Origin of the sequence: Anabaena sp. UHCC 0451, from assembly GCF_034931405.1 — a bacterium.
Taxonomy (GTDB): domain Bacteria; phylum Cyanobacteriota; class Cyanobacteriia; order Cyanobacteriales; family Nostocaceae; genus RDYJ01.
Window position 1 is genome coordinate 1 of the sequence record NZ_JAYGHA010000039.1, and the last position, 22,188, is coordinate 22,188.

Annotated in this window: 16 protein-coding genes; 3 read left to right on the forward strand and 13 right to left on the reverse strand. The window is 38.5% G+C overall.

Translation table 11 applies throughout. The features are described 5' to 3' along the window. Positions 1 to 210: 210 nt before the first annotated feature. Positions 211 to 1,377 carry a hypothetical protein gene (locus tag VB694_RS22110; RefSeq protein ID WP_323362492.1) on the forward strand — a complete coding sequence of 389 codons (1,167 nt, stop codon included), beginning with the start codon at positions 211 to 213 and terminating at the stop codon, positions 1,375 to 1,377. Between the two features lie 62 nt (positions 1,378 to 1,439). Here the strand turns inward: VB694_RS22110 and VB694_RS22115 are convergent, their stop codons facing one another. The 4 genes from VB694_RS22115 to topA all read right to left on the reverse strand — a co-directional run bounded on the left by VB694_RS22115 (position 1,440) and on the right by topA (position 8,823). Beyond that, positions 1,440 to 4,088 carry an HD family phosphohydrolase gene (locus tag VB694_RS22115; RefSeq protein WP_323362493.1) on the reverse strand — a complete coding sequence of 883 codons (2,649 nt, stop codon included), beginning with the start codon at positions 4,086 to 4,088 and terminating at the stop codon, positions 1,440 to 1,442. Positions 4,089 to 4,170: 82 nt separating this feature from the next. After that, entirely contained in the window at positions 4,171 to 5,085 is a 915-nt protein-coding gene (locus VB694_RS22120) for an ADP-ribosylglycohydrolase family protein (protein WP_323362494.1), read from the reverse strand. A gap of 75 nt (positions 5,086 to 5,160) precedes the next feature. Further along, positions 5,161 to 5,661 (reverse strand): type II 3-dehydroquinate dehydratase, encoded by a 501-nt coding sequence (gene aroQ, locus VB694_RS22125; protein WP_323362495.1) that lies wholly within the window; start codon positions 5,659 to 5,661, stop codon positions 5,161 to 5,163. A 507-nt stretch (positions 5,662 to 6,168) separates the two neighbouring features. After that, positions 6,169 to 8,823: a type I DNA topoisomerase gene (topA, locus tag VB694_RS22130; protein ID WP_323362496.1), complete on the reverse strand. Its 2,655-nt coding sequence runs from the start codon at positions 8,821 to 8,823 to the stop codon at positions 6,169 to 6,171. Between the two features lie 452 nt (positions 8,824 to 9,275). On the opposite strand from topA, the gene VB694_RS22135 reads away from it, so the two are divergent. Beyond that, entirely contained in the window at positions 9,276 to 10,838 is a 1,563-nt protein-coding gene (locus tag VB694_RS22135) for an NAD(P)H-quinone oxidoreductase subunit N (protein WP_323362497.1), read from the forward strand. Positions 10,839 to 11,050: 212 nt separating this feature from the next. Here the strand turns inward: VB694_RS22135 and VB694_RS22140 are convergent, their stop codons facing one another. Together VB694_RS22140 and VB694_RS22145 are read right to left on the reverse strand one after the other, a co-directional pair. Next, the gene (locus VB694_RS22140; protein WP_323362498.1) at positions 11,051 to 12,418 is read right to left on the reverse strand and encodes a serine/threonine protein kinase; all 1,368 of its coding nucleotides are present in this window, start codon (positions 12,416 to 12,418) and stop codon (positions 11,051 to 11,053) included. Positions 12,419 to 12,479: 61 nt separating this feature from the next. Beyond that, the gene (locus VB694_RS22145; protein ID WP_323362499.1) at positions 12,480 to 13,475 is read right to left on the reverse strand and encodes a serine/threonine-protein kinase; all 996 of its coding nucleotides are present in this window, start codon (positions 13,473 to 13,475) and stop codon (positions 12,480 to 12,482) included. A gap of 323 nt (positions 13,476 to 13,798) precedes the next feature. On the opposite strand from VB694_RS22145, the gene VB694_RS22150 reads away from it, so the two are divergent. After that, entirely contained in the window at positions 13,799 to 16,552 is a 2,754-nt protein-coding gene (locus VB694_RS22150) for a GUN4 domain-containing protein (RefSeq protein ID WP_323362500.1), read from the forward strand. Between the two features lie 241 nt (positions 16,553 to 16,793). Here VB694_RS22150 and VB694_RS22155 read toward each other — a convergent pair whose 3' ends face one another. From VB694_RS22155 to VB694_RS22185, 7 genes are all read right to left on the reverse strand, one after another. Then, positions 16,794 to 16,979, reverse strand: coding sequence for a hypothetical protein (locus VB694_RS22155; RefSeq protein WP_323362501.1), 186 nt, complete (start codon positions 16,977 to 16,979; stop codon positions 16,794 to 16,796). Further along, on the reverse strand, positions 16,976 to 17,824 hold the full coding sequence (locus VB694_RS22160; RefSeq protein WP_323362502.1) for an oxygenase MpaB family protein: 849 nt from the start codon (positions 17,822 to 17,824) through the stop codon (positions 16,976 to 16,978). The genes VB694_RS22155 and VB694_RS22160 overlap by 4 nt, the downstream gene beginning before the upstream one ends. A 12-nt stretch (positions 17,825 to 17,836) precedes the next feature. Beyond that, positions 17,837 to 18,967 carry a CO2 hydration protein gene (locus VB694_RS22165; protein ID WP_323362503.1) on the reverse strand — a complete coding sequence of 377 codons (1,131 nt, stop codon included), beginning with the start codon at positions 18,965 to 18,967 and terminating at the stop codon, positions 17,837 to 17,839. Between the two features lie 151 nt (positions 18,968 to 19,118). Next, positions 19,119 to 19,673, reverse strand: a complete 555-nt coding sequence (locus VB694_RS22170; protein WP_323362504.1) for a hypothetical protein — start codon at positions 19,671 to 19,673, stop codon at positions 19,119 to 19,121. 6 nt (positions 19,674 to 19,679) lie between these two features. Continuing rightward, complete coding sequence (locus tag VB694_RS22175; protein ID WP_323362505.1) at positions 19,680 to 20,207, reverse strand: hypothetical protein; 528 nt, start codon at positions 20,205 to 20,207, stop codon at positions 19,680 to 19,682. Positions 20,208 to 20,209: 2 nt separating this feature from the next. After that, the gene (locus tag VB694_RS22180; RefSeq protein WP_323362506.1) at positions 20,210 to 20,512 is read right to left on the reverse strand and encodes a hypothetical protein; all 303 of its coding nucleotides are present in this window, start codon (positions 20,510 to 20,512) and stop codon (positions 20,210 to 20,212) included. A 186-nt stretch (positions 20,513 to 20,698) separates the two neighbouring features. Next, positions 20,699 to 22,177 (reverse strand): NADH-quinone oxidoreductase subunit M, encoded by a 1,479-nt coding sequence (locus tag VB694_RS22185; protein WP_323362528.1) that lies wholly within the window; start codon positions 22,175 to 22,177, stop codon positions 20,699 to 20,701. Between the last annotated feature and the right edge of the window lie 11 nt (positions 22,178 to 22,188).

Below are 22,188 nucleotides of genomic sequence, written 5' to 3' on the forward strand. Positions count from 1 at the left end.
CGGTGGTTCGATACATTACCTTTAAACCACAGAGCAAAAGAAAGCGCAAAGTAGAAAAAAAGAGCTTTTTCAAGGCTGCATAAAAACTCTATCCAAAGAAAGGAATAACAGCGAGATAATTTCTTATCAAAAGAAAGATGCAGGCTTACCACGTCAGAGGTTGAAATAAGTATATATTCTCGAAACTTATTGACGTGGAATGAAAATAATATGGCATTTTTATCTATTGATGACTTAAAAACCTTAGTAGAAAATCCCCAAACCCCATCTGTATCGCTGTATATGCCTACTCAAAAAGCAGGGGCAGAAACTCGGCAAAATCCCATTCGGTTCAAAAATTTAATGCGTGAAGCAGAACAACGCTTGGAAGCGATGGGGATAAGACACACCGAATCTGTGGATTTTCTTCAGCCAACGATGGAAATAGATACAGGTGATTTCTGGGAACACCAAAATCAGGGATTGGTAATATTTATTTCCCAAAATCTATTTCGTTACTATTGTTTACCAATTGAATTTCCAGAATTAGTCGTTGTTGATGAGCAATTTCATCTGAAGCCATTACTGCATTTTATTAAAAATGATGGAAAATTTTATGTTTTAGCTTTGAGTCAAAAAGAGGTGAAATTTTTTGCAGGTACTGGTCATAGCCTGAATGAAGTTACAGTCGAAAATATGCCACATCGTCTTGAAGAAACTCTTTTGGAAGATGAGTTCCAAAAAGGTGTACAGCACAGAGTTGGTACACACAGAGGCGGAACTACTGCTGCTCAACATCCTGGTTCATTTCATGGACAAGGTAGTCCTGATAGAGAAAAACATGAAGAAGATGTTTTACAATTTTGTTATGCTATTAATGAAGCATTACATCATCAATTAGTAGAAGAAAAAGCACCTTTAGTATTAGCAGGAGTAGAGTATCTTTTTCCAATTTATCAAGCAGCAAATACCTATCCTCATTTGTTAGAAGAAAGCATTAATGGTAATCCAGAAATTATCAGTCTTGAACAATTACATGATGAGGCTTGGCGAATTGTTGCTCCCTTATTTCAACAAGATGAGAAAGCAGCAATAGAAGTCTATCAACAATTAGCAGGTGAAGGAAATGGAAAAGCTGCTAGTGATATTAAAGAAATTATTCCGGCGGCTTACTATCACCGAGTTGATTCTTTATTTGTTTCCATAGATGAGCAGAAATGGGGCAAATTTAATCCTGAAAATACGACTGTAGATTTACATACAGAACCAGAACCAGCTGATCAAGATATGTTAGATTTTGCTGCTGTGCATACACTTTTAAATGGTGGTAGTGTTTATACTCTGGAATCTGAAAAAATGCCTAACGGGGCTACAGTAGCAGCAATTTTTAGATATTAATTATAGATCCCCGAATTATGGAAAAAGTCGGGGATCTATCTTTTGAGGGTTTCACTATAACCCTATTTCTCTCCAGCAGATTTTGACTTAGGATAGGCAATACGTTTGTGATGAAATTGCTGCCAAACATCCACAAAAATTTGAGCAATTTTTGGCATCTCTTCCCTAGTTAATCCCGAATCTATTAATTGCTCATCTTGCCATTTAGCACGGATAATATTATTCAGCATATTTAATGCTTGTTCTGGAGTCGCATCTTTAAGACTGCGTAACGCCGCTTCACAAGAATCAGCTAACATCACAATTCCTGTTTCCCTAGATTGGGGAATTGGTCCATCATAACAAAAGTCAGCTTTATCAGCAATGATAATAGGATCATCTTTAGCCATTTGCTGTGCCTGATGATAAAAATAAGCGATCGCCATTGTTCCCTGATGTTCAGGAATAAAAGCTTGAATTGCTGTCGGTAAACTATGCTTCTTGGCCATTACCAAGCCCTCACTTACGTGCTTTTTAATAATTGCTGCACTCTTCCAAGGATCTTTAATTTGTGTCTCATGTTTATTGGGACCGCCCATTTGATTTTCAATAAATCCTAGCGGGTCGTGCATTTTGCCAATATCATGGTATAATGTACCAGCCCTAACTAATTCAACATTGCAGCGTAGTTTTTTAGCCGCCGCTTCTGCCAGAGTTGCCACAAATAAAGTATGTTGAAAAGTTCCCGGAGTTTCTGTAGCCAGCCGTTTTAATAAAGGGCGGTTGGGATTAGCCAATTCTGCCAAGCGAATAGGCGTAATTAAATCAAACAGTTTTTCTAGATAAGGGCTTAAACCCAAAGCAATAATACTCCAAGCCAAACCGGATAAACCAAATAAAATCGCATTTTGCAAGACAATATACCAAGCAGGTACAAATGCCGCGCCAATAAGTATATTCAGAATTAAATAAATGCCGCCTTGGGTTAAAGCAATCACAATCCCTAATAACGCCAATTCTTCACGAGATTTGAACCTTTGAGCTAAATAACTACTCAATATTCCTCCAGAAGCACCAGCTACGAGAGCAATTTTATTAATCTCTATGCTAATTGGTAGTATTAAGGACATCAAACCCACAACCGTTACACCCAAAGTCCCGCCGTAAAAACTTCCCAACAATAAACCGATAGCACTCCATGTCGTATAAGGTACACCCACTGCCAGAACACTAGGGATACTCAGAGTGAGTAGTAAGATTAACAAGCGATCGCCTTGTCGTAAATGACTGCCCAGCCGTCGTTCCACCCAGACAAAAACACCAACAGCGGCAATCACCAAACCGCCTAATCCTGTTAAACCCAGCCAATTTACCTCTCGGCGATTCAAGTGATAATAATCCAGGACATCAAATTTCCAATCTGTAATCCGCTCACCTTTTTTAACAATCACTTCTCCTTGTCGCACCTTTCGCATCACAGATGGAACTTGATCAGCTGCTAGTTGAGCCAGTTGTTGCGTTTGTTCTACATCTTGCTGGAGATTTGGTCGGAGTACAGCTAACAATACTTTGGCTGCTAAAAATTCAGCTTCATCCGGTACAGATATTTGTACCTGTAGACTCACCGCATCCTGTAAAATACTGCGTGGTAGTCCTGGTGGTATACCTTGGGTAAGTATCCGTTCTGCACTTTGATGGATTCCCATTTGTGTTTTTGCCCAATCTTGATCTGACAAATCCAAAAGCACAGTTTTCGCGTATACTGATTGTTTTCGTTCAGCCTCCATCTGTAAAAGTTTGCTACTAGCTTGACCATAATCTGCGCGAACTTGGGATATTTGGGTAATTAGTAAAGACAGGTTTTTGTTTGGGGCAGTGAGACTATAAGCTTTTAATTCCGCTAATGCCTGATCAACATCAGGTTTAACAATCTGACTTTCCTCTTTAATTACAGGTGTTGATAACCGTGACAACTGACTAGGTATCGACCGAGAAAATTGGTATCTACCTGTTGTGCTTGACTTTGACTGATAATTTTGTAGCTGATAATTTTCTAAAGCTATCTTCAGTTTTTGCCATTCTGGTTCCCCACAAGAACGAAGATATTGTTGGCTAGGGATAGACAAAATGGAAGCATCGAAAAAAGGAAAAGCTCCAGCAATAGCCCTAAGTTCATTACCATCTTCGATCAATTGGCGCAAATTCTCATTAATTTGCTCATTTTTTTGGGCATTAATCATCAATACAGGCTGGGAATTGGCCTGTACTATTTTGCGTTCGGCTTCTGTTTGTTGCCGATCTTCGATACTTGCAGTGTACGGAGCAATAAATGTCTGTGGCGCAAGAGTCCCGATTTTCATTTGGGGCTGGTTGTATAATTCATGACCCATCACGGCTGTTAAAGATACCACAGCAATGACCAAAATCACCACAGAACGCTTTTGATGTAACCAGCTAAAAAAAACTGCATAAATGCCATGATTACTTTTCAACGATGTTGCTGTTGATTGAGGAGCTTTTCTACCTTGTAAGTGTCCACCTTCCTCACTAGTTGGTAATAAATATAGCAGTAGATTCTTGATAATAACCCTTAAAAGTTTTTTATGACGACTGTGAGTCTTGGAACTGCTGACTAAACCAAGCCACTTTCCTTTACGGCATAACACTTTGTACTGCCGCCGCCATTGCCTTAATTGCTGGGTCAAGGACTGCAAAAATCGCTGCGTTTTCATTACCTCTCACACATTGGCTTGTGTGAATTGTAGCAGTTGATTTCCAAATGGAGATCAGATGCTTTGAGCAAAACTTGATTTTTCATCGCGGACGAATCACACGAGGTGCAGCAAAGATGGAAAGTGGAGTTAATTCCTGATTGATGTCACATCCCACTTGTTTCAACTTCTTGGTATGCGGATTAATATTATACGCACCTGACCAGACTGCCACAAGATCATCAGCCAATTCTAACATCTGGACAAAGCTCTTTGATCCCCATAATGGCTGATGACTAGCTGATAATGAAACTTGCCAATTAACAGGAATTCCCACTGTGCTGTTGTATGACCCTGATAAGGCTCCAGCAAACGGACAACACCCATAATTTGGCTGTGGAGAATTATTCGTAGCCCGCAACATCGTCAGCCGAAAATCTTCTACTGTACTGAGAAAACAGTAAAAGGCTAAGGCCATATTGTCACTTATTTGTTCGTGCTGACTGAATTCCCTTTGCGCCTGTTCTAATCTTGCCTCTTGCTCTAATAAAGTCTTGACTTTTAATAATTTCTGTGGTAAGAGATTGGTTTTTTCTGCCAAAAATTCTATAGTTTGAGGAATAAGGGTGACAGGATCGAGTTTTTCTGTCAGAGATTTGGCGATCGCATATCCCATAGCTAAAGCTGCATCTCTCAGCACTGGGTTAGGATTCCAAATTTGTAATACTTGCAGCAAATTGGATTTGAGTTTAACAGTATCTTCGTGAAAAAAAATCGCCACTGGTAAGGTGGCTACAATTACTTTTCTCCAAGTGAGATTACTAGTTTCTAAATTAACATCTGCTTTTTGGCAACGCTTCAACCAATCATCTACATCTAATCTACCTAATATAATTAAACTTTCGCTACCTAGAACTGCAATTTCCCCTAACTCACCAGCATTCTGAGTAGCTAAACTTTCACCTAACAATACTCCCAGGAAAGTACCTTTAACCCGATTTACGAGAGAATAACGCATACAATTTTGGATTTTAGATTTTAGATTTTGGATTTGATTAAGAATTTACTCCAAAAGCCAAAATCATCAGGACTGTTAAAATACATCCTTTTTGAGATGATGTACCAGTGCTTGTAAACCCAACAAATAACTTTGAACACCAAAGCCACTAATTTGGCCGATTACCACTGGGGCTATGAAAGAATGATGACGAAATTCCTCTCGGCGGTAAATATTGCTTAGATGTACCTCTACGGTAGGCAAATTCACAGCCGCGATCGCATCTCTGAGAGCTAAACTAGTATGGGTATATGCCCCAGCATTGATGACAATTCCTTGATGTTGGCCTAATGCCCCGTGAAGAGTATCAATCAAAACCCCTTCATGATTTGACTGCAAAGTAGTAACTTTCGTATCTAACTTTAGAGCTTCTGCTGCTAATAGACGGTTAATTTCTTCTAGGGTAAGAGAACCGTAAATTCCCGGTTCTCGCGATCCTAGTAAATTGAGATTTGGCCCATGCAGCACTAAAATACTTAAAGGTGGCAATGTTAACTCCAATACATTAAGGTCATTAGCAACGGCGAGAACGTTCATTTACAGGAATCGGAATCAGTTCCGGTTCCGGTTCAGCCTCTGGCCCCAACAAGGCTTCAACTAGCTTCCGCGCTAATTCTTTCAGCTTTTCCAGTACCTTTTCTATATATTCCATTGAACTGAACGCTCCTGAGATACTACCTCAATTTTGATTAACAGGATCATAGAAACTGACTGAATTATTACACTTTTCGTTTCTAATCAGGCTGATACATTCCTGTGTTTTCAGAACTAAACCAAGTGAAAATTTGGTTTTGTGTTCTTGCTTACTTATTAGATTATCACAAGGATTAGGGAAAGGGAAAGGTTGACATACTCCCCGCACTTTTAGGGCGGGGATTCTGGGTTTAAACAACAGTTGCAGTTTCATACCGTCTTACACTATCTCGCCCAACAGACAATGCCCTGCCTGTTTGCACTATTTTATCAGAAAGCCGTCCTAGAAGGACGGGGAAGCTCAAACCCATTTTTTCGGTAAAATTTCGTAATTTCACATCTCCCTAGTCCTTAACTTGATGCTTCTTTCTTTTTTCCTCTACTATTTGATGATTTGCTCGTAGTTGAATTAGTTTTAGAAGTCGTTGATTTACTGGTTTTGCGAGTAGATTTAGTGGTGGATGCTTTAGCTTGCAGTAATTCTAGTGCAGCAGACAGGGTGATAGTTTCTGCTGTCTGACCTTCTGGAACACTCACATTAGTTTTACCATGCTTAATATAAAGACCATAGGGACCCTCATATATATTTATAGGTGCATCATCATCTGGATGAGTACCCAGTTCCCGTAGGGCTGCTTTAGACTTACCACTACTTGATGCACGCCCCTTTTTTGGTTCTGCCAATAACTCTAATGCACGTTCTAGAGAAATTGTCAATACATTATCAGTAGTTTTCAGAGAACGGTAATCTTTCCCTTCCTTGCCTTGGTCATGAACCACATAGGGTCCAAAACGTCCTAAACTAGCTTGAATTTTTGCTCCCGTTTCTGGATGTACTCCCAAGGTTCGGGGTAGTGCCAATAGACCCACAGCCATGTCTAAAGTGAGATTTTCTGGTGTGACACCTTTGGGTAGAGAAGCTTGTTTTGGCTTTGGGTTTTCTTCGGTTTTGTCACCGAGTTGCACATAGGGTCCATAAGTGCCAATCTTTACATAAATTGGTTCACCAGTTTCGGGATGTCGTCCCACTTGATCAGGACCAGTTGTTTTTTGGCGTAGTAGAACTTCTACCTGTTTGGGATTTAGATCAGCGGGTGTGAGGTCTTTAGGAATGGAAGCTGTCACCACACCTTCACCATTTTCTACTTCGATGTAAGGACCATATTTACCAATGCGGACTTTAGCATCTAAGTTTTCTAATTCTACGGTTCTGGCTTTAGTACCATCAATTTGACTTTCCCGTTCTCTCACCAAGGTTTCTAATCCCTGTTCTCCCAGATAAAATTTCTGGAGGTAGGGTAGCCATTTAGCTTCACCTGTGGCAATATCATCTAGAGTTTGCTCCATTTTTGAGGTAAAGCTGGGATCAACAATATCGGGGAAATGTTTTTCCAGTAAGTCAGTAACAGCAAAAGCCGTGAACGTAGGAATTAAAGCATTACTCACCAACTGGGCATAACCTTTGTCGATAATCGTCCCAATAATACTGGCGTATGTACTTGGACGACCGATACCTTCACTTTCCAAGGTTTTCACCAAACTAGCTTCGGTGTACCTTGCTGGAGGTTGGGTTTCATGTCCCACAGATGCCAATTCTGTGCAAGAGGGATGATCACCGACTTTTAGAGGTGGTAAAATTACCTCTTGATCTTCTAAAGCAGCTTCTGGATCATCAGAACCTTCGACATAGGCGCGGAGATAGCCAGGAAAATCAATACGTTTCCCTGATGAACGAAAACCCGCATCTTCAACTTGTAACTGGATAGTAATTTGAGTTTGGCGAGAATCAGCCATTTGTGAAGCAACAGTGCGCTTCCAAATTAAATCATATACCGCAAATTCCCTTCCCCCTAAACCCGTTTCTTGAGGTGTGCGGAAAGTGCTACCAGCGGGGCGGATGGCTTCGTGTGCTTCCTGTGCGCCTTTAGATTTGGTAGTGTATTGTCTGGGTTGGGGACTGAGATATTGTTTACCGTACTTTTGTTCTACACAACTGCGAGCAGCGGTGATCGCTTGATCTGACAAATGCACTGAATCTGTCCGCATATAGGTAATATAACCTTGCTCATACAAATTCTGGGCAACACGCATTGTATCTCGTGCTGAAAGACGCAGTTTACGGTTAGATTCTTGTTGTAGCGTCGAAGTAGTAAATGGTGGTGAAGGTTTACGGGTGACAGGACGTTCTTCCATATCCGTCACAGTCCAGGTTTTGCCCTCCAGACGTTCCTGAAGTTCTAAAGCTTGCTCCTCATTCAGCAGTACCACATTGCGTCCAGCAACTATTTGTCCCGTTGCTGGGTCAAAATCGCTGCCTGTAGCAACTTTTGTACCTCCAAGAGTCACCATTTGGGCGCTAAAGGGGCTTTTTTCCTGTAATAGACTGGCTTTTAAATCCCAATATGTACCTTCATGGAAAGCTCGGCGTTGACGTTCCTTTGTCACCAACAGCCGCACCGCGACAGACTGTACTCTACCAGCGGAGAGTCCCCAAGCGATTTTTTTCCACAACAACGGCGATAGGGTATATCCTACCAATCGATCTAAAATTCGCCTGGTTTCCTGGGCGCGAACCAGTTGCTCATCAATGGTGCGGCAGTTTGTTAAAGCTTTTTTAATAGCTTCCTGGGTAATTTCGTGAAACACCATTCGCTTGGTTGGCACTTTTGGCTTCAGCAATTGGTATAAATGCCAACTGATGCTTTCACCTTCACGGTCTTCGTCAGTTGCCAATATCAATTCATCAACACCTTTGAGGGCATCTTTAAGCTGAGTGACAATTTTCTTTTTGTCCTTGGGGACGACATACACCGGTTCAAAGTCGGCTTCTATATTCACCCCAAGCTGCGCCCATTTTTCCCCTTTGACAGCAGCAGGAATTTCACTGGCTGACTGGGGGAGGTCTCGCACATGACCCATTGAAGCTTCTACCCGATAGTCTTTTGGTAGGTAGTTGCGAATAGTACGAGCTTTGGTTGGAGATTCGACGATGACGAGAGTTGACATGGAAATTTCAAAAAAAGAATAGCTGTGAAGCTAAACAGTCAAGTTGGGGTAATTTTGGCGAAATGTCAAGATGAAATATCACGCCTAAGCAGTGATTTTATCCTGACACAATTTGCCCAAAAGGGGGAAAATTCTCTCAACTTCAGGTACAGTCAGTCTCAGAAGACTGGGGATGGTAATGCAAAATGCAAATTGTTTAGATATTTCCATCTTTAACTTATCTGAGGCACAATTGGCGACTACAGTTTTCAAAATATCCCTGAAGTGTAACTGGGGTGATGCCTTCTTTCGTTGAGGGCTGGAGGTTCTGAGCAATTATAATTGTTAACGTTTAACCCCAAATTAGCATCTGTTTCATTAATACAAACGGATAAATGCAATTTTGGTAAAGAACTATAGATAGAATGAACAAAGTTAGCCTGAATATCTAATCGCCAAAACCTATACATATCATGGATTTTGCTAATATTGCATCCCAGTTGAATGCGGGAACGATTTTACCAGAGGGGATTGTCATTGTCACCCTCTTAGGGGTTTTGATTGTGGATTTGATTTTGGGGCGCTCATCTTCACGCTGGATTGGATATCTAGCGATCGCAGGTTTACTTGCCGCGATTGTCGCCCTATGCTTACAATGGGATGCCACCAATCCCATCGGTTTTACTGGTAGCTTTAACGGTGACGACCTCAGTATTGTTTTTCGCGGTATTATTGCTCTGTCTGCCGCTGTGACTATATTGATGTCGATTCGCTATATTGAGCAGAGTGGTACTGCTTTAGCAGAATTCATTGCAATTTTGATGACTGCGACTTTGGGAGGAATGTTTTTATCAGGTGCTAGTGAGTTGGTGATGATTTTCATCTCCCTAGAAACCCTGAGTATTTCCTCTTATTTATTGACAGGTTATACCAAACGCGATCCCCGTTCTAATGAAGCGGCGCTGAAATACCTGTTAATTGGAGCTTCTAGCACAGCAGTATTTTTGTACGGTGTATCACTGCTGTATGGTTTATCCGGTGGACAAACAGAACTGAGTGCGATCGCTAACGGTATCGCCGCAGCTAATGTCAGTCAATCTCTTGGTTTTGTAATTGCCCTCGTTTTCGTCATTGCCGGCATTGGCTTCAAAATCTCTGCTGCACCTTTTCACCAGTGGACACCAGACGTTTATGAAGGCGCTCCTACCCCAGTTATTGCCTTTTTATCTGTCGGTTCTAAAGCAGCAGGTTTTGCCCTCGCTATCCGCTTATTAACGGTAGTTTTCCCTCTCGTTGCTGATGAGTGGAGATTTGTTTTTACCGCCCTTGCGGTTCTCAGTATGGTATTGGGTAACGTAGTTGCCCTTGCTCAAACCAGTATGAAACGGATGTTAGCTTATTCATCCATTGCCCAAGCTGGCTTTGTGATGATTGGCTTAATCTCTGGTACTGATGCCGGTTATTCCAGCATGATATTTTACTTGCTGGTCTACCTGTTCATGAACCTGTGCGGCTTTGCCTGTATCATTCTCTTCTCCCTGCGGACAGGAACTGATCAGATTGCTGAATATTCAGGTTTGTATCAAAAAGACCCACTACTCACATTGGGTTTAAGTATTTCTCTCTTATCCTTGGGTGGTATTCCCCCATTCGCTGGGTTTTTCGGGAAGATTTACTTATTCTGGGCAGGTTGGCAAGCTGGTCTTTACTGGTTAGTTCTGTTGGGTTTAGTTACCAGTGTGGTTTCCATCTATTACTACATTCGTGTAGTTAAGATGATGGTGGTTAAAGAACCTCAAGAAATGTCCGACGCTGTGAAGAACTATCCTCAAGTGCGTTGGGATTTACCAGGTTTAAGACCTTTACAAGTTGGGTTGATAGCAACCTTAATTGCTACTTCCATCGCAGGTATTTTGTCAAATCCGCTGTTTACTTTAGCTAATAATTCAGTTGCCAATACTCCTATTTTGCAAGCTGCAAAAATGGCGAGTAGTCAAGCAAGTGTAATTATCACTGAACAAGCAGAGAAATTGTAGATTTATTAATGGGTAGTGGGTGATTAACTCATTACCCATTTTTGATCCCAGATTTCGCAGACGTAAGTAGGTAGGCGTTGAAAATTGTCGTTATGGTAAGGCAAAAGGGAAGAGGGAAGAGGGAAGAGGGAAGAGGGAAGAGACTTTCAGAGATTTTACATTTTGTTACATACCTTGGTTTTTTCGAGCCAACTTACTTAACTCATATTATTTTACTTTAAAAAAGCCTGAATTGATACTAAATTAAAAAATTGGGATAACATCCATCCTAAAACCAAACCTATACTAGAAGTCCCAGTAAAAATTAGAAAAGCATGAAATTTACTAAAAAATTTTTTTAATTTAGTCTCAGCCGAAACTAAAGCCCAACCCAAAGTCAAACCCCAAGCCAAAACCCAATAACCAGCAGCAACCCAAGCCCCAACTAAAACTGCAACCCAAGCCAAAGCCAAAGCCAAAGACCAAAACGAAGACAAAGCAAAAGCGCCTGATCCAACCATAGTTAAAGCCAAAGTCAAAACCCAAGACCAAAACAAACTGTTATGCAAGCTTAACCGATAGCCCATGAATACATGAAGGAGTAATAAACTCATTAACGAAACTAAAGGAAGATTTCTGATTAACTTCTTAAGAATGGCTTTTCTCTGTGGTGTCAGTCTGAAAAGATAAAATTCTGGTCTGCGAATTTCGTTAACTGGATTGTTAGCTGGAGGTAGGAGAGTTAATTTTGGAACTTCAATATTAGAACTGGGAATTTTAGGTTTATTGCTTAACATTTCCAACCATAACTGCATAGTCTGGGGACGGTCTTTTGCTTCCAAAGCCATACCAATGAGAATTGCTTCATTTAATTTGTTACTGATACTGGGAATAATCTCTTGTGGTGGAATGAGTCTCTCATTACCAAGTTTGCGAGCTAGGGAATTTGTGGGGTTTTGACTAGTTAACGCATAATATAGTGTTGCAGCCAGACAGTAAATATCAACTCTGGGATCTCTGCTACCCTTGTATCTTTGTTCATAGGGGGCAAATCGCTCATGAGCAGCTTTATCAGTCGAACTCTGGGTTGTGGGAATTATTTGTTTAGCAATACCAAAATCAATTAAAACTGCCTTGCTATTACTTCGTAACATGATGTTTCCAGGGTGGGCATCTCGGTGTACCAATCCCGATTGATGCACTACTATCAAAGCTTCGGCAATTTGGCGAATACAAGGTACAATCTCTGCTGCTGGTAATGCTCCCCTACGTTTAACTAGCTGAAATAAATTTTCACCTGGCACAAATTCCATGACTAGACAATAGATGTTATCTTCTTGAAAGAGTTCAATTACTCCCACAATGTGAGGATGGGGGTCTTGAGATAGATGTGCTAGTATTTGCCCTTCAGATTTAAATCTCTCTATATACTTGTCATACTCAGGATCATGGTGGAGAAATTCATTAGGTGTCTTAATCACAACTGGTCGATTGAGGTTAACCTGCAATGCTTTATAAGTAATTCCAAATCCTCCTTGTCCTAGAATCTGTTCAATTACATAATCACCACTTTTTAATACTTGCCCTATTGCCCAGGCCATGAATACCTCTGGTTCAAAATATTTAGTGTCATATCATCACCTGAGAAAAGTGTACTTGATTCTACGGTTTATTGGTAGAAATAGGATTGGGCTTTTGTGTTGGTGAATTGGTCAAAATGGGCATTAAAGCACCCATACTTTGGAGTAAGGTGGCAAAAGCCGCGATCGCCGCTATCACCACTCCCCAAAATTGCATTTTTTTATCCCAATTCCAACTAGGTTTTTGTTTGGTTGTGTTTGTAGTTGTACCTAAAGAATCAATCCATTGTTTTACTGATTGCGGACGTTCTTGGGAATTTAATTTCATCCCTGCTAAAATTGCTTTGTTGACGCGATCGCTAATTTGTGGATTAATTTCTTTTGGTTCTGGTAAATGAATATTATCCAGTTTGCGTATAATCGCATCCACAGGTATTATTCCTGTCAACAGCACATAAAGAGTTGCAGCTAAAGAATAAATATCACTGGCAGGAGTTGGTTTAATGGATGTAGTATAAAGCTCAGGCGGTGAAAATCCATTCGCATTTTCCTTTGCTCGTCTTGTGGTTAATGGATTATCAAAATCTATGGCTAAATCAAAATCAATTAATACTGCTTCGGATTTTCCTCCACGTAAAATAATATTTTCTGGTCGCACATCGCCATGAATCAATTTGTTTTCATGAACCACTGTCAAAGCTTCTCCAATTTGCCGAATATAAACTAATGCTAGTTCTTCAGGAATTTGTAATTGACTGCGTTCGTCTAAATTTACTCCGTCTATATATTCCATTACTAAACATAAAGATTCGGCTTCTTTAAAAGGTTCAGTAAAACGGACAATATGCGGGTGCTGACAACGAGTAAGTTTTATTGCTTCTTGCCAAAACATTGTTTCTAGCCGTTCCTGTTCTGGTTGACTTAGAAATGTCAGTGAAGTACCATCTAAAGTCTTAATAACTAGGCGATCGCTATTCTGGTTTTTGACTAAATAAGTAATACCAAAGCGTCCCCTTCTCAACTGTCTTTCAATGGTATATTTTCCACCTTGCAATTTTTTACCTGTTACCCAAACCATTTTTTTAGTTCCAAAAAACCTGGATCAAGTTTTACATAAAAAAATTTTCTAATCTGTATTTTTGTTACGCAAAATTATGAAACTCTTTACTAGACCATATTCTTAAGATCAAAATCACATCTTCAAGATGTTTTTTGGGCAAAATATCACTTTTTCTTTATTTTTAATTACGTGACTCTACGGTATAGTCTTTTTTAGAAGATGTTTAAAAAACAAATACAATAAAGCCTCCAGTACACTCCGTAAACACTACTACACAACCAAAGTCCACCTGCGTGGACTGGACTGATGAAAAATCAAGAATTTTAAACTCAAATCAGAAAATGACACAAGAACCACAAAACCAAAACACTCTCATGAATCTGGAAAGTTTTTGGAATCTCTTAGATTCCAAGTTAGTTAGTTATGGGATACCTGGGACTTTGGTTGCAGTTGCACTAGATTTTGCCCGAAAATCAGACTGGAAAAATGCTGGAATTTGTGTATTTTCTGCTGGTGGTGTCTGGTTATTTATTAAAATTGGTAAAAAAATTAGTCCCTATATTGATAAACTAATAGACTGGATAATTACTGTTCAAATTCCTAAATGGTGGACAAAAATTACAGATAAGTTTGCCACAGATTACCTAGAAACACTAATAGCAGAATGTCAAGAATACCAAGGACGTGGATTTAGTGGTGAGGGACTAGATTTAGAAAATGTGTTTGTTCCCTTGGGTTTTTATGAACAGGCAGAATTTAATTCTAATCCTCAAGATATCATACCTGATGATGATACTGAAACATTAGCTATTTCCAATCCACAGGAAACTGAAATTGGCAATTTATTGAAATACGTTAGTCAACCAAAATCCGCATGGCGACGGTTAGTAATTTTAGGCGCACCAGGTTCAGGAAAAACTACACTTTTAAGACATATTACCCTGCTGTTTGCGCTGCGGAAACAATCAAAGTTAGATCGATATTTACCTCCACTGATCCCTATTTTGTTAAGACTTAGAGATATTGCTCCCATTATCATTGCAGATAATACTTTATCCCTAGCAAAAGTAATAGCTAAAGCGAAGAAAGATGAATCTGGAAAAACTGAGCAGTGGTTTCATAAGCAACTTAAAAATGGTAAATGTCTAGTGATGTTAGATGGACTCGATGAAATTGCCGATGATCAGGAACGTCAGCAAATAAGTACATGGGTTTCTCAGCAACTGGAAAATTATCAACAGAAATTACCTTTTATTCTTACATCTCGTCCCCAAGCTTATGATCAAGCACCACTGCCAAATACTCCAGCTTATTTGGTGCGATCATTTACTTCTGCACAGCGCAATCAATTTCTATTTAACTGGTATTTTAATCTGGAGAAAAGACGTAATTCTGGTAAACAATCAGAAAAACAAATCAAAAGGATTGCTAAATCAAAAACAGATGAGTTGGTACGTCAAATTGATGCCGTTGCTTCACTGCGGTTAATGGCAACAAATCCGTTATTATTGGCATTAATCAATTATACTTTTACACAGAAAAATAGTCTTTCTCCTACGAAAATAGGGATTTATAAACAGGTTTGTGATGTCCTTTTGCAAGGACGACAATCTGCTACTGGAACTACCAAATATCCATTAACACCGCAGCAAAAGCAAGCAGCTTTACAAGCACTGGCTTTGGAAATGACTAAGCATCAAGCACTTCAGTTTACCTTAGATGAAAAAAATCTGGATACTCATATTTTTCTCGCTAAAGATTGTCTGCAAGCAGAATTAACGGAAATGGGTGAAGCTGGACAAAAATTTACACCAGAAAATTTTATCGAAAAAGATGATCTTGGTGTGCGAGAATTGTTAAGCGATCGCAAACAAGAAAAACTCTATGAATTTACCCATCGCACATTTCAAGAATATCTCACATCTGTTGAACTGACAAAGACAGAACATCAGTCTGATTTATTAGCTGTTTTTACCCAAGATCAAGAACATCTGGATTGGTGGAGACAAACTATTTTATTCTATGCTGGTCAAGTCAAAATAGATAACCTAATTGATGCTGCTTTAAATAACCCCACGGTAGCTAATCTCACCCTAGCTTATGAATGTTTGCAAAACAAACTCAGAGTTAGTCCAGATAAGGAACAGCAACTACTTAACAAGGTAGAACAAGGGTTACAGTCGGATGATGTGGAAGTGTTTAAGTTAGCAGCATCGGTACAGCTAGAAAAACGCCTGAATTATCTTAACCAAGATTGTTTTTTAGGAAGTGAAGAAACAGAAAAAACAGAAGATATTTGGCAAGGAAAAGTAGTTGATGAAACAGAAATCACTTCAGCAGAATATCGGCTATTTTTGTTAGAAACAACCACCAACGATTTACAAAAAATTATAGAAAGTAATCACAGTGAAATAGAGTTTGTCAAAAGTAATGCTTTTTGTGCTTGGTTGAGTGAAAGAACTAAAGCCAGATTTGCAGAAGCAGGAATTTGTTATCAACGGGAAAAAGCAACGGACACATTTCGCTTAGTTCGGTTTCGCGTACCAGAAAAGTATCATCAACTCGCTTACTACTTAGCAGCAGGAATGTGGGAAGAAGCGGATAATGAAACATTAAAAGTGATGCTAGAAGTAGCAGGAAGAGAAAAACAAGGTTATTTAGAAATTGAAGACATTGAAAAATTTCCCTGTGAAGATTTGAGAATAATTGATCAACTATGGGTAAATTACAGTAATGGACATTTTGGTTTTAGTGTTCAGAAACAAATTTATCTCGAAGTGGGGGGAATTTTACTAGGACAACAAACAAATTCACCCCTGAAAAAAATTCTCACTCCCTTTTTATCCCTTTATAGCCGTTTAGGTGGTAAAGTAAGGGATGAAGATGAACAAATTTACGAAGCTTACCAACGTTTTGGCGATCGCGTGGAGTGGAAAGTGAATAACAAATGGATCGACAACAGCCTACGACATCAAGTAAAATATAGCACAAAAGCCCCAAGGGGACACTTACCTACCAGAATACCAGAAAAGTGCCAGTTCAATTATAAGCACCTCTCTTCTCTCGCGTCGAGACTTGTAAACTGTAACATATAAAGCTTTCAGAAGATTGTAAACATTTATTTCTGCCCCATTTCCCACGCAATAATCAGCATTTCATAAATCCGATACCTGGCACTGGGGGTTTATAGCAGTTAGCCTGGACAAATTTTTCTGCTACCTCCTGCACCTCCGTAGATTCTGTTACTTGCTGATTATTCCAAGGTAACAAAAGCCTGGTTTGAGGTTGCGTTTTGGGCGAGACATAGAGAAAAATTCTATCTTACCCTTAAACGATTCATGGAAATAAAGGACGATCAGATAAACGATCTTCATCCAGAGTATTTTTGAGAAAGTCCCAGGTTTTTTGATGTTCAGTAGCATCTTCATTTTCATTCAGCCAAGAGTCTAAAAGCTCAATTGCTGCTTGATTTTTTTGGGCTTGTTCTGGATTGATAATGGGTGAATTTTGTAAACTGCTCAAGATTTTATGTCGGGTCCCAATTTAGCAATTTCATAACCATGAGGATAGGTGCGAGTAGGATGGTCAATAAAAAAGTCAGATTGATTGGGTGCGGGAAAAAACTGTAAAATTCTACCTCTAATTTTCAAAATCTTTTCTACAGTTCTACACAAAAATGGTGCAGGATGTTCAAAACCAAAAGCATCCAACATCGTTGCATCTAATAAAGTATAAGTTAGTGGTTTTAAAGGTTTTTCTAGCCACTTAGGAAACCAACTTATAAATAAATCACGAGTTGATTCTCCAATTTTTCTATTATCATCAGAATATCTAAAGTTAGCTTTTTCATAATCTAGATTATATCTTTCAAATTCTTGGTATGTATCCGGGATATTTTCAATATCCATCAGTTGACCAATTTGTCGCCAAAAATAAAAAGTTGCTAACTTTTCATTTTCACACATTAACCGCCAACCAAAACGTTGATTCCAGCGAATTGGTTCATAAATAAAAGTTGAAAGCACATATAAAAAATCAGTATTATCTATCTGAAAACGCCGATGAATTGAGTTCATTTTCTGTAATGCTTCTTGACCTCTTTCACTTTCATAACCCCATTTAATAATCTCCGTTAACATGATAGATGTATCATCATAACGTTTTTGGGGTCGATGAATAAATTCTCCTGTTTTATTCAACAATTTAGAAATACTAGGAATGCAATAAGTTCGCATCAAAGCAACTTCTAAAGCCCGAAGACTATCCCAAGGAAATTCATATCCAAGAATCAAATAACAAATCTGCCAATGATCCTTTTCTGGATCAAGTTGCTGAATTAGTTGTAGGTTTTTGTAGCGATTTATCATTTCCTGAACATCCTATTTATTAACTTCCAATATTTGCGAAGTTTCTAACCTATCCATCCACTTTTCTAAATAAACCTGATTAGCAGTTTGTTCAGATAAATCTTCAGTATCCAAAGCATAAGGCATCAGTCCTAAAATTGCAGCAGTAGTTACACAAAACATCGACTTTTGGAAACTCATACAAATTTGCACTCGCAAATCATCTTCACCTCTCAAACTGCGACGATAAACATTATGTAAATATTCTGGTAAATAATGGCGCATATCTTGCATTAATAATGTGGGAGGAATACCTGCACCACCAATAGGCAAAGGATCGGCGTATAATGCACCATATTGAAATCGAGATTGATCTGGAGGAACTTGATATGCTTGTGCATTCAAGGAAACTGTACCCAAAAATGGAGTTCCTCGGAAAAATACAGCCTCTACATAGGGAATTGCCGTATCTGCAAGAAAGGTTAAACCAACGGATTTGGGAATAATATCATAGACTTTACCAGCTATTTCTACATCGTAGGTAATAGGTTTTAAAGCATCTGCTACCAAACCAGCTTTAATATGATCTACAACTTCAGGAATTGTTTTAATCTTTCCTTGGTCATAAAGGTCTGATAAGCTGAGGAACATATCAGCCATGACGCGCCAAAATTGACCCAAACCACTGTAATAGGCAGATACTCGCAACTGTTCAATTAAAAAATCAGGAAACAGTTGATGAATACCTAACATTAAAGGATTGTTTTTTAATTTAGCATTAATCACGACTTTGCATCTATCAGCAAATTCTGGACTATCTAAATATGTATCTAACCCACCACCACCATGCCACATCATGGTTTTCATGCAATATTCTGCATATTCAAAATTAATTCTGTCATGCCATAAATGCCGGATTAATTTAGAGGAAGAAACTTCCCCATCAAAATATTTAAAAAAGGGGAAATTTACTAAAAATTGATGTTCTGCGATGTAAATAAGATTTTTAGAATAAGCATCTAACACTACACCATAACTTTTGAGGATGCCGACAACTTCTAAAACATTGTCGGGACTATCTTTAAGTAATGCTTGACCAGTTTTCAAGCGATTAATATACTCAGACAAGGGATGATTAACAGGTTTATTTTTCATATTAAGCATTAGTTTTAGCTCCCACTATCTCCTATAATGGTATCGGTATTTATAGATTTTAACAAAAATTAAGCTATTTTTGGAGGAAAAATCCTATAATAGTGATTTTTAATGCCGTTTATTAGTTTATTCTTTCAACCGAAAGGAATCTCAGATATTTTCAGTTATTTGAATTTGTAAATAAAACATCTAGCGTTACAGGTTTCTCGGAAAAAGCTCTTCTTAATTTAAGGCGCATTCTGCTCCCTTCCACACGACTAGATATAGTTTGACAGATATCTGCATGAGAAATATCATGTTTATTACCTGTATCATACACACAAAAAGCTTTGAGGTTATCATTAGTTTTTAGTGATCTGACATTTTCACAAGTTGTATAAATAAAACCCAAAAAACTTCTATCTTTACCTCTTTGCTGATCTAGGTTTAGTTTATATTCAACTTTTTTATTTAATTCTTCTAGTGATGTATATATTTTTCTGTTTACTGACATACCTTTATCTTTAGCATCATCAAAGGCTAGAGAGTTGATTTTTCCAGTTTCTTGATCTATATGAATGGGTGAATAAATTTGTCTGATTAGTATTTCATCATCTTCTATAATACCTGGAGAATATTTACTAACTGAAACCTTTTCACAATTACATTGAGAATCATTGTTTTGGACAAACTTACATCTATTGGATGTTACGTTATAAATTTCTGAACAATTCATAGAAAATTAAATTTTCTTGATTAACTTAATTAAGTTGTTTGGTAATTCATTTACCTCTTGAATAGATACAGATTCTTCTCCTATTTCCAAATCACTATCTGTTCCGTAGTACCAAAATGTTCCATCACCTTCAAAACATACTTCAGCATAAATATTGTCTTTTTCCCAAAATAAACCAACTATTCCTGTACCACTTAGCATTGGTTTAGGTAATGATATGGAATTAGGTAAACTTTTTACGAAATAAATTGTTTCTGCAATTGTTTTTGATTGAGGTGCAATTCCTTGATATCCATCCCAATCATCAAGTAAAGACAAATAATTACGTATTTCATTAATTAGTTTAGCTTTTTTTATTACTTTATTAAGCCTAATTTCTTCATTTTCAAAAGCAACACATTTGTGATAGTATTGGTTTGTTTGTACTTTCTGCATTTGCATGGAAATAGAATTTATTGTCTTTGTTTTCCGCAGAAACTCGTAATTATATTTTAATAAGTAAGATTTTTCAGGTTGTGACTTTATCTTTAACATTTTTATTCTCCATCACTTTCTTGTAAGGTTAAACCTGCCAAAGTTTTAATGATTTCCTCTTTATGACTGTCTATAACACTAATGATTTCTAACTCGTCAGTTTTAACTTGCTTTAAGAATCTAGCGCATACTTTGAGCAAAGTAATTGTGGGAATAGCTATCTGTACTTTTAATTCTTCTTCTATTTGCTTTTCGTCATTATCTTCTGAAATATCTACAACAGAGTAAAAATTTAGTTTGCTTACGGTTGAACCAACCATAATACCTGCGCCATCAGCATATATTTCTAAGTGTTTTGATTTCATATATAAAATCCTTTAGTTTGTTTTGTTTTCTCTGTAGTTGCTGTGAATTATTTATCAATAATAACATGATATAGATATTTTAAGCACAAAATTATTGATTAATACTGGTTACTATAATTGGGAATATCAAACTAAATTTTCCCAATCTCTAGTATCCATGATTGAACTTTTGCTTTTACTCTGATATCAGAGTATTTGAGTCAATAGGTTCTGTGTATTTACCATTCCTTGAATCGTAGCTTCTGTCCAATGCACTAACCAAGAGGGTTGGATGCCAAAAATCACAATTAACACAGCTAAGATAAATGCAGGAATGCGATCGCTCCAATAAACTCGTGGTAAATTCATTACCTGTGCAGATAAACGCCCAAAAAAGGCACGATTGAGCAGAATTAGGAAGTAAACAGCAGTTAAACCTGTACCAAGCATTGAAATCAGGGTTTGGACTGGGAAAACCGCAAAACTACCTCGAAAAATAATGAATTCGGAAATAAAACCAACCATTCCTGGTATACCTGCGCTGGCCATGACTCCTAAAACCATCAATGTGCCGATCACAGGCATTCCTCGTTCTGGGTTTAGTAATCCCCGAATCACGTCTAAATCTCGGCTACCAGCTTTTTTATACACAACTCCTACTAGCAGAAACATGAGGGCAGAAATTAAGCCGTGACTGATCATTTGCATTACAGCACCCAAGACGCTTAAAGGTGTAGCTGCTGCTGCTGCTAACAAAATATAGCCCATGTGTCCGATAGAACTATAGGCTACCATTTTTTTCATGTCAGTTTGAGCGATCGCACAGGAAGCACCAAACAGCACACTAATCACTGCCCATGTTGCTAACCAAGGTGCTACATATACCCAAGCATCTGGTAACAAGTTCATCCCAAACCTCAGTAAGCCGTAAGTTCCTAATTTCAACAATACCCCAGCTAAAAGCACAGAAATCGGTGTAGAAGCTTCAACGTGGGCATCTGGCAACCAAGTATGAAAGGGAACTAAAGGAATTTTAATCCCAAACCCTACCAAAATTCCTACTAATAGCAATATTTGTGTTGCCAAAGATAGATGACTGGTGTTTAAGGTTGCTAGTCCAAAACTAGGAGAATTACTTAACCAAACCATGCCCAAGAAACTGGCTAAAATTAAGATTCCCGAAACTGCGGTATAAATCAGAAACTTCGTAGCCGCATAACCCCGTTTTGCACCACCCCAAATTGCAATCAAAAGATATAGGGGAATCAATTCCAACTCGTAAAACAGGAAAAACAATAATAAATCCTGTGCCAAAAAAGCTCCAATTACACCAGCACCAAGCAGTAGGATCAACGAGTAGTAAAATCTCGGACGCTGAAGAGATTCATCGGTACTGTAGATTGCAATACAGGTTAAAAGTCCATTCAACAATAGCAATGGCAATGATAAACCATCTATGCCCAAATTATAGTTTAAACCTAAAGCATCTATCCAGGGTAAAGATTCAGCAAACTGTATGCCGACTTCCCCAGGATTAAATTGAATTGTGAGGAAGACTGTCCACAGGAATATAATTACCGCAAAGGCCAACGCTACTCCACGGGCTATTTTTCCACTAATAGCAGCGGGATAAAAACCGATTAACGCTGCACCCAGTAAAGGCAACAAAATCAACGTACTCAACATCATAAGCTTGT

What these genes read in the sequence shown, in the direction of transcription:
- VB694_RS22170 (WP_323362504.1), bottom strand. Translation starts at nt 19,673, where the DNA reads ATGAATTGTTCAGAAATTTATAACGTAACATCCAATAGATGTAAGTTT.
- VB694_RS22165 (WP_323362503.1), bottom strand. Translation starts at nt 18,967, where the DNA reads ATGCTTAATATGAAAAATAAACCTGTTAATCATCCCTTGTCTGAGTAT.
- VB694_RS22175 (WP_323362505.1), bottom strand. Translation starts at nt 20,207, where the DNA reads ATGTTAAAGATAAAGTCACAACCTGAAAAATCTTACTTATTAAAATAT.
- VB694_RS22115 (WP_323362493.1), bottom strand. Translation starts at nt 4,088, where the DNA reads ATGAAAACGCAGCGATTTTTGCAGTCCTTGACCCAGCAATTAAGGCAA.
- VB694_RS22110 (WP_323362492.1), top strand. Translation starts at nt 211, where the DNA reads ATGGCATTTTTATCTATTGATGACTTAAAAACCTTAGTAGAAAATCCC.
- VB694_RS22185 (WP_323362528.1), bottom strand. Translation starts at nt 22,177, where the DNA reads ATGTTGAGTACGTTGATTTTGTTGCCTTTACTGGGTGCAGCGTTAATC.
- VB694_RS22160 (WP_323362502.1), bottom strand. Translation starts at nt 17,824, where the DNA reads ATGATAAATCGCTACAAAAACCTACAACTAATTCAGCAACTTGATCCA.
- VB694_RS22135 (WP_323362497.1), top strand. Translation starts at nt 9,276, where the DNA reads ATGGATTTTGCTAATATTGCATCCCAGTTGAATGCGGGAACGATTTTA.
- VB694_RS22120 (WP_323362494.1), bottom strand. Translation starts at nt 5,085, where the DNA reads ATGCGTTATTCTCTCGTAAATCGGGTTAAAGGTACTTTCCTGGGAGTA.
- VB694_RS22145 (WP_323362499.1), bottom strand. Translation starts at nt 13,475, where the DNA reads ATGGTTTGGGTAACAGGTAAAAAATTGCAAGGTGGAAAATATACCATT.
- aroQ (WP_323362495.1), bottom strand. Translation starts at nt 5,661, where the DNA reads ATGAACGTTCTCGCCGTTGCTAATGACCTTAATGTATTGGAGTTAACA.
- VB694_RS22140 (WP_323362498.1), bottom strand. Translation starts at nt 12,418, where the DNA reads ATGGCCTGGGCAATAGGGCAAGTATTAAAAAGTGGTGATTATGTAATT.
- VB694_RS22180 (WP_323362506.1), bottom strand. Translation starts at nt 20,512, where the DNA reads ATGAAATCAAAACACTTAGAAATATATGCTGATGGCGCAGGTATTATG.
- topA (WP_323362496.1), bottom strand. Translation starts at nt 8,823, where the DNA reads ATGTCAACTCTCGTCATCGTCGAATCTCCAACCAAAGCTCGTACTATT.
- VB694_RS22150 (WP_323362500.1), top strand. Translation starts at nt 13,799, where the DNA reads ATGACACAAGAACCACAAAACCAAAACACTCTCATGAATCTGGAAAGT.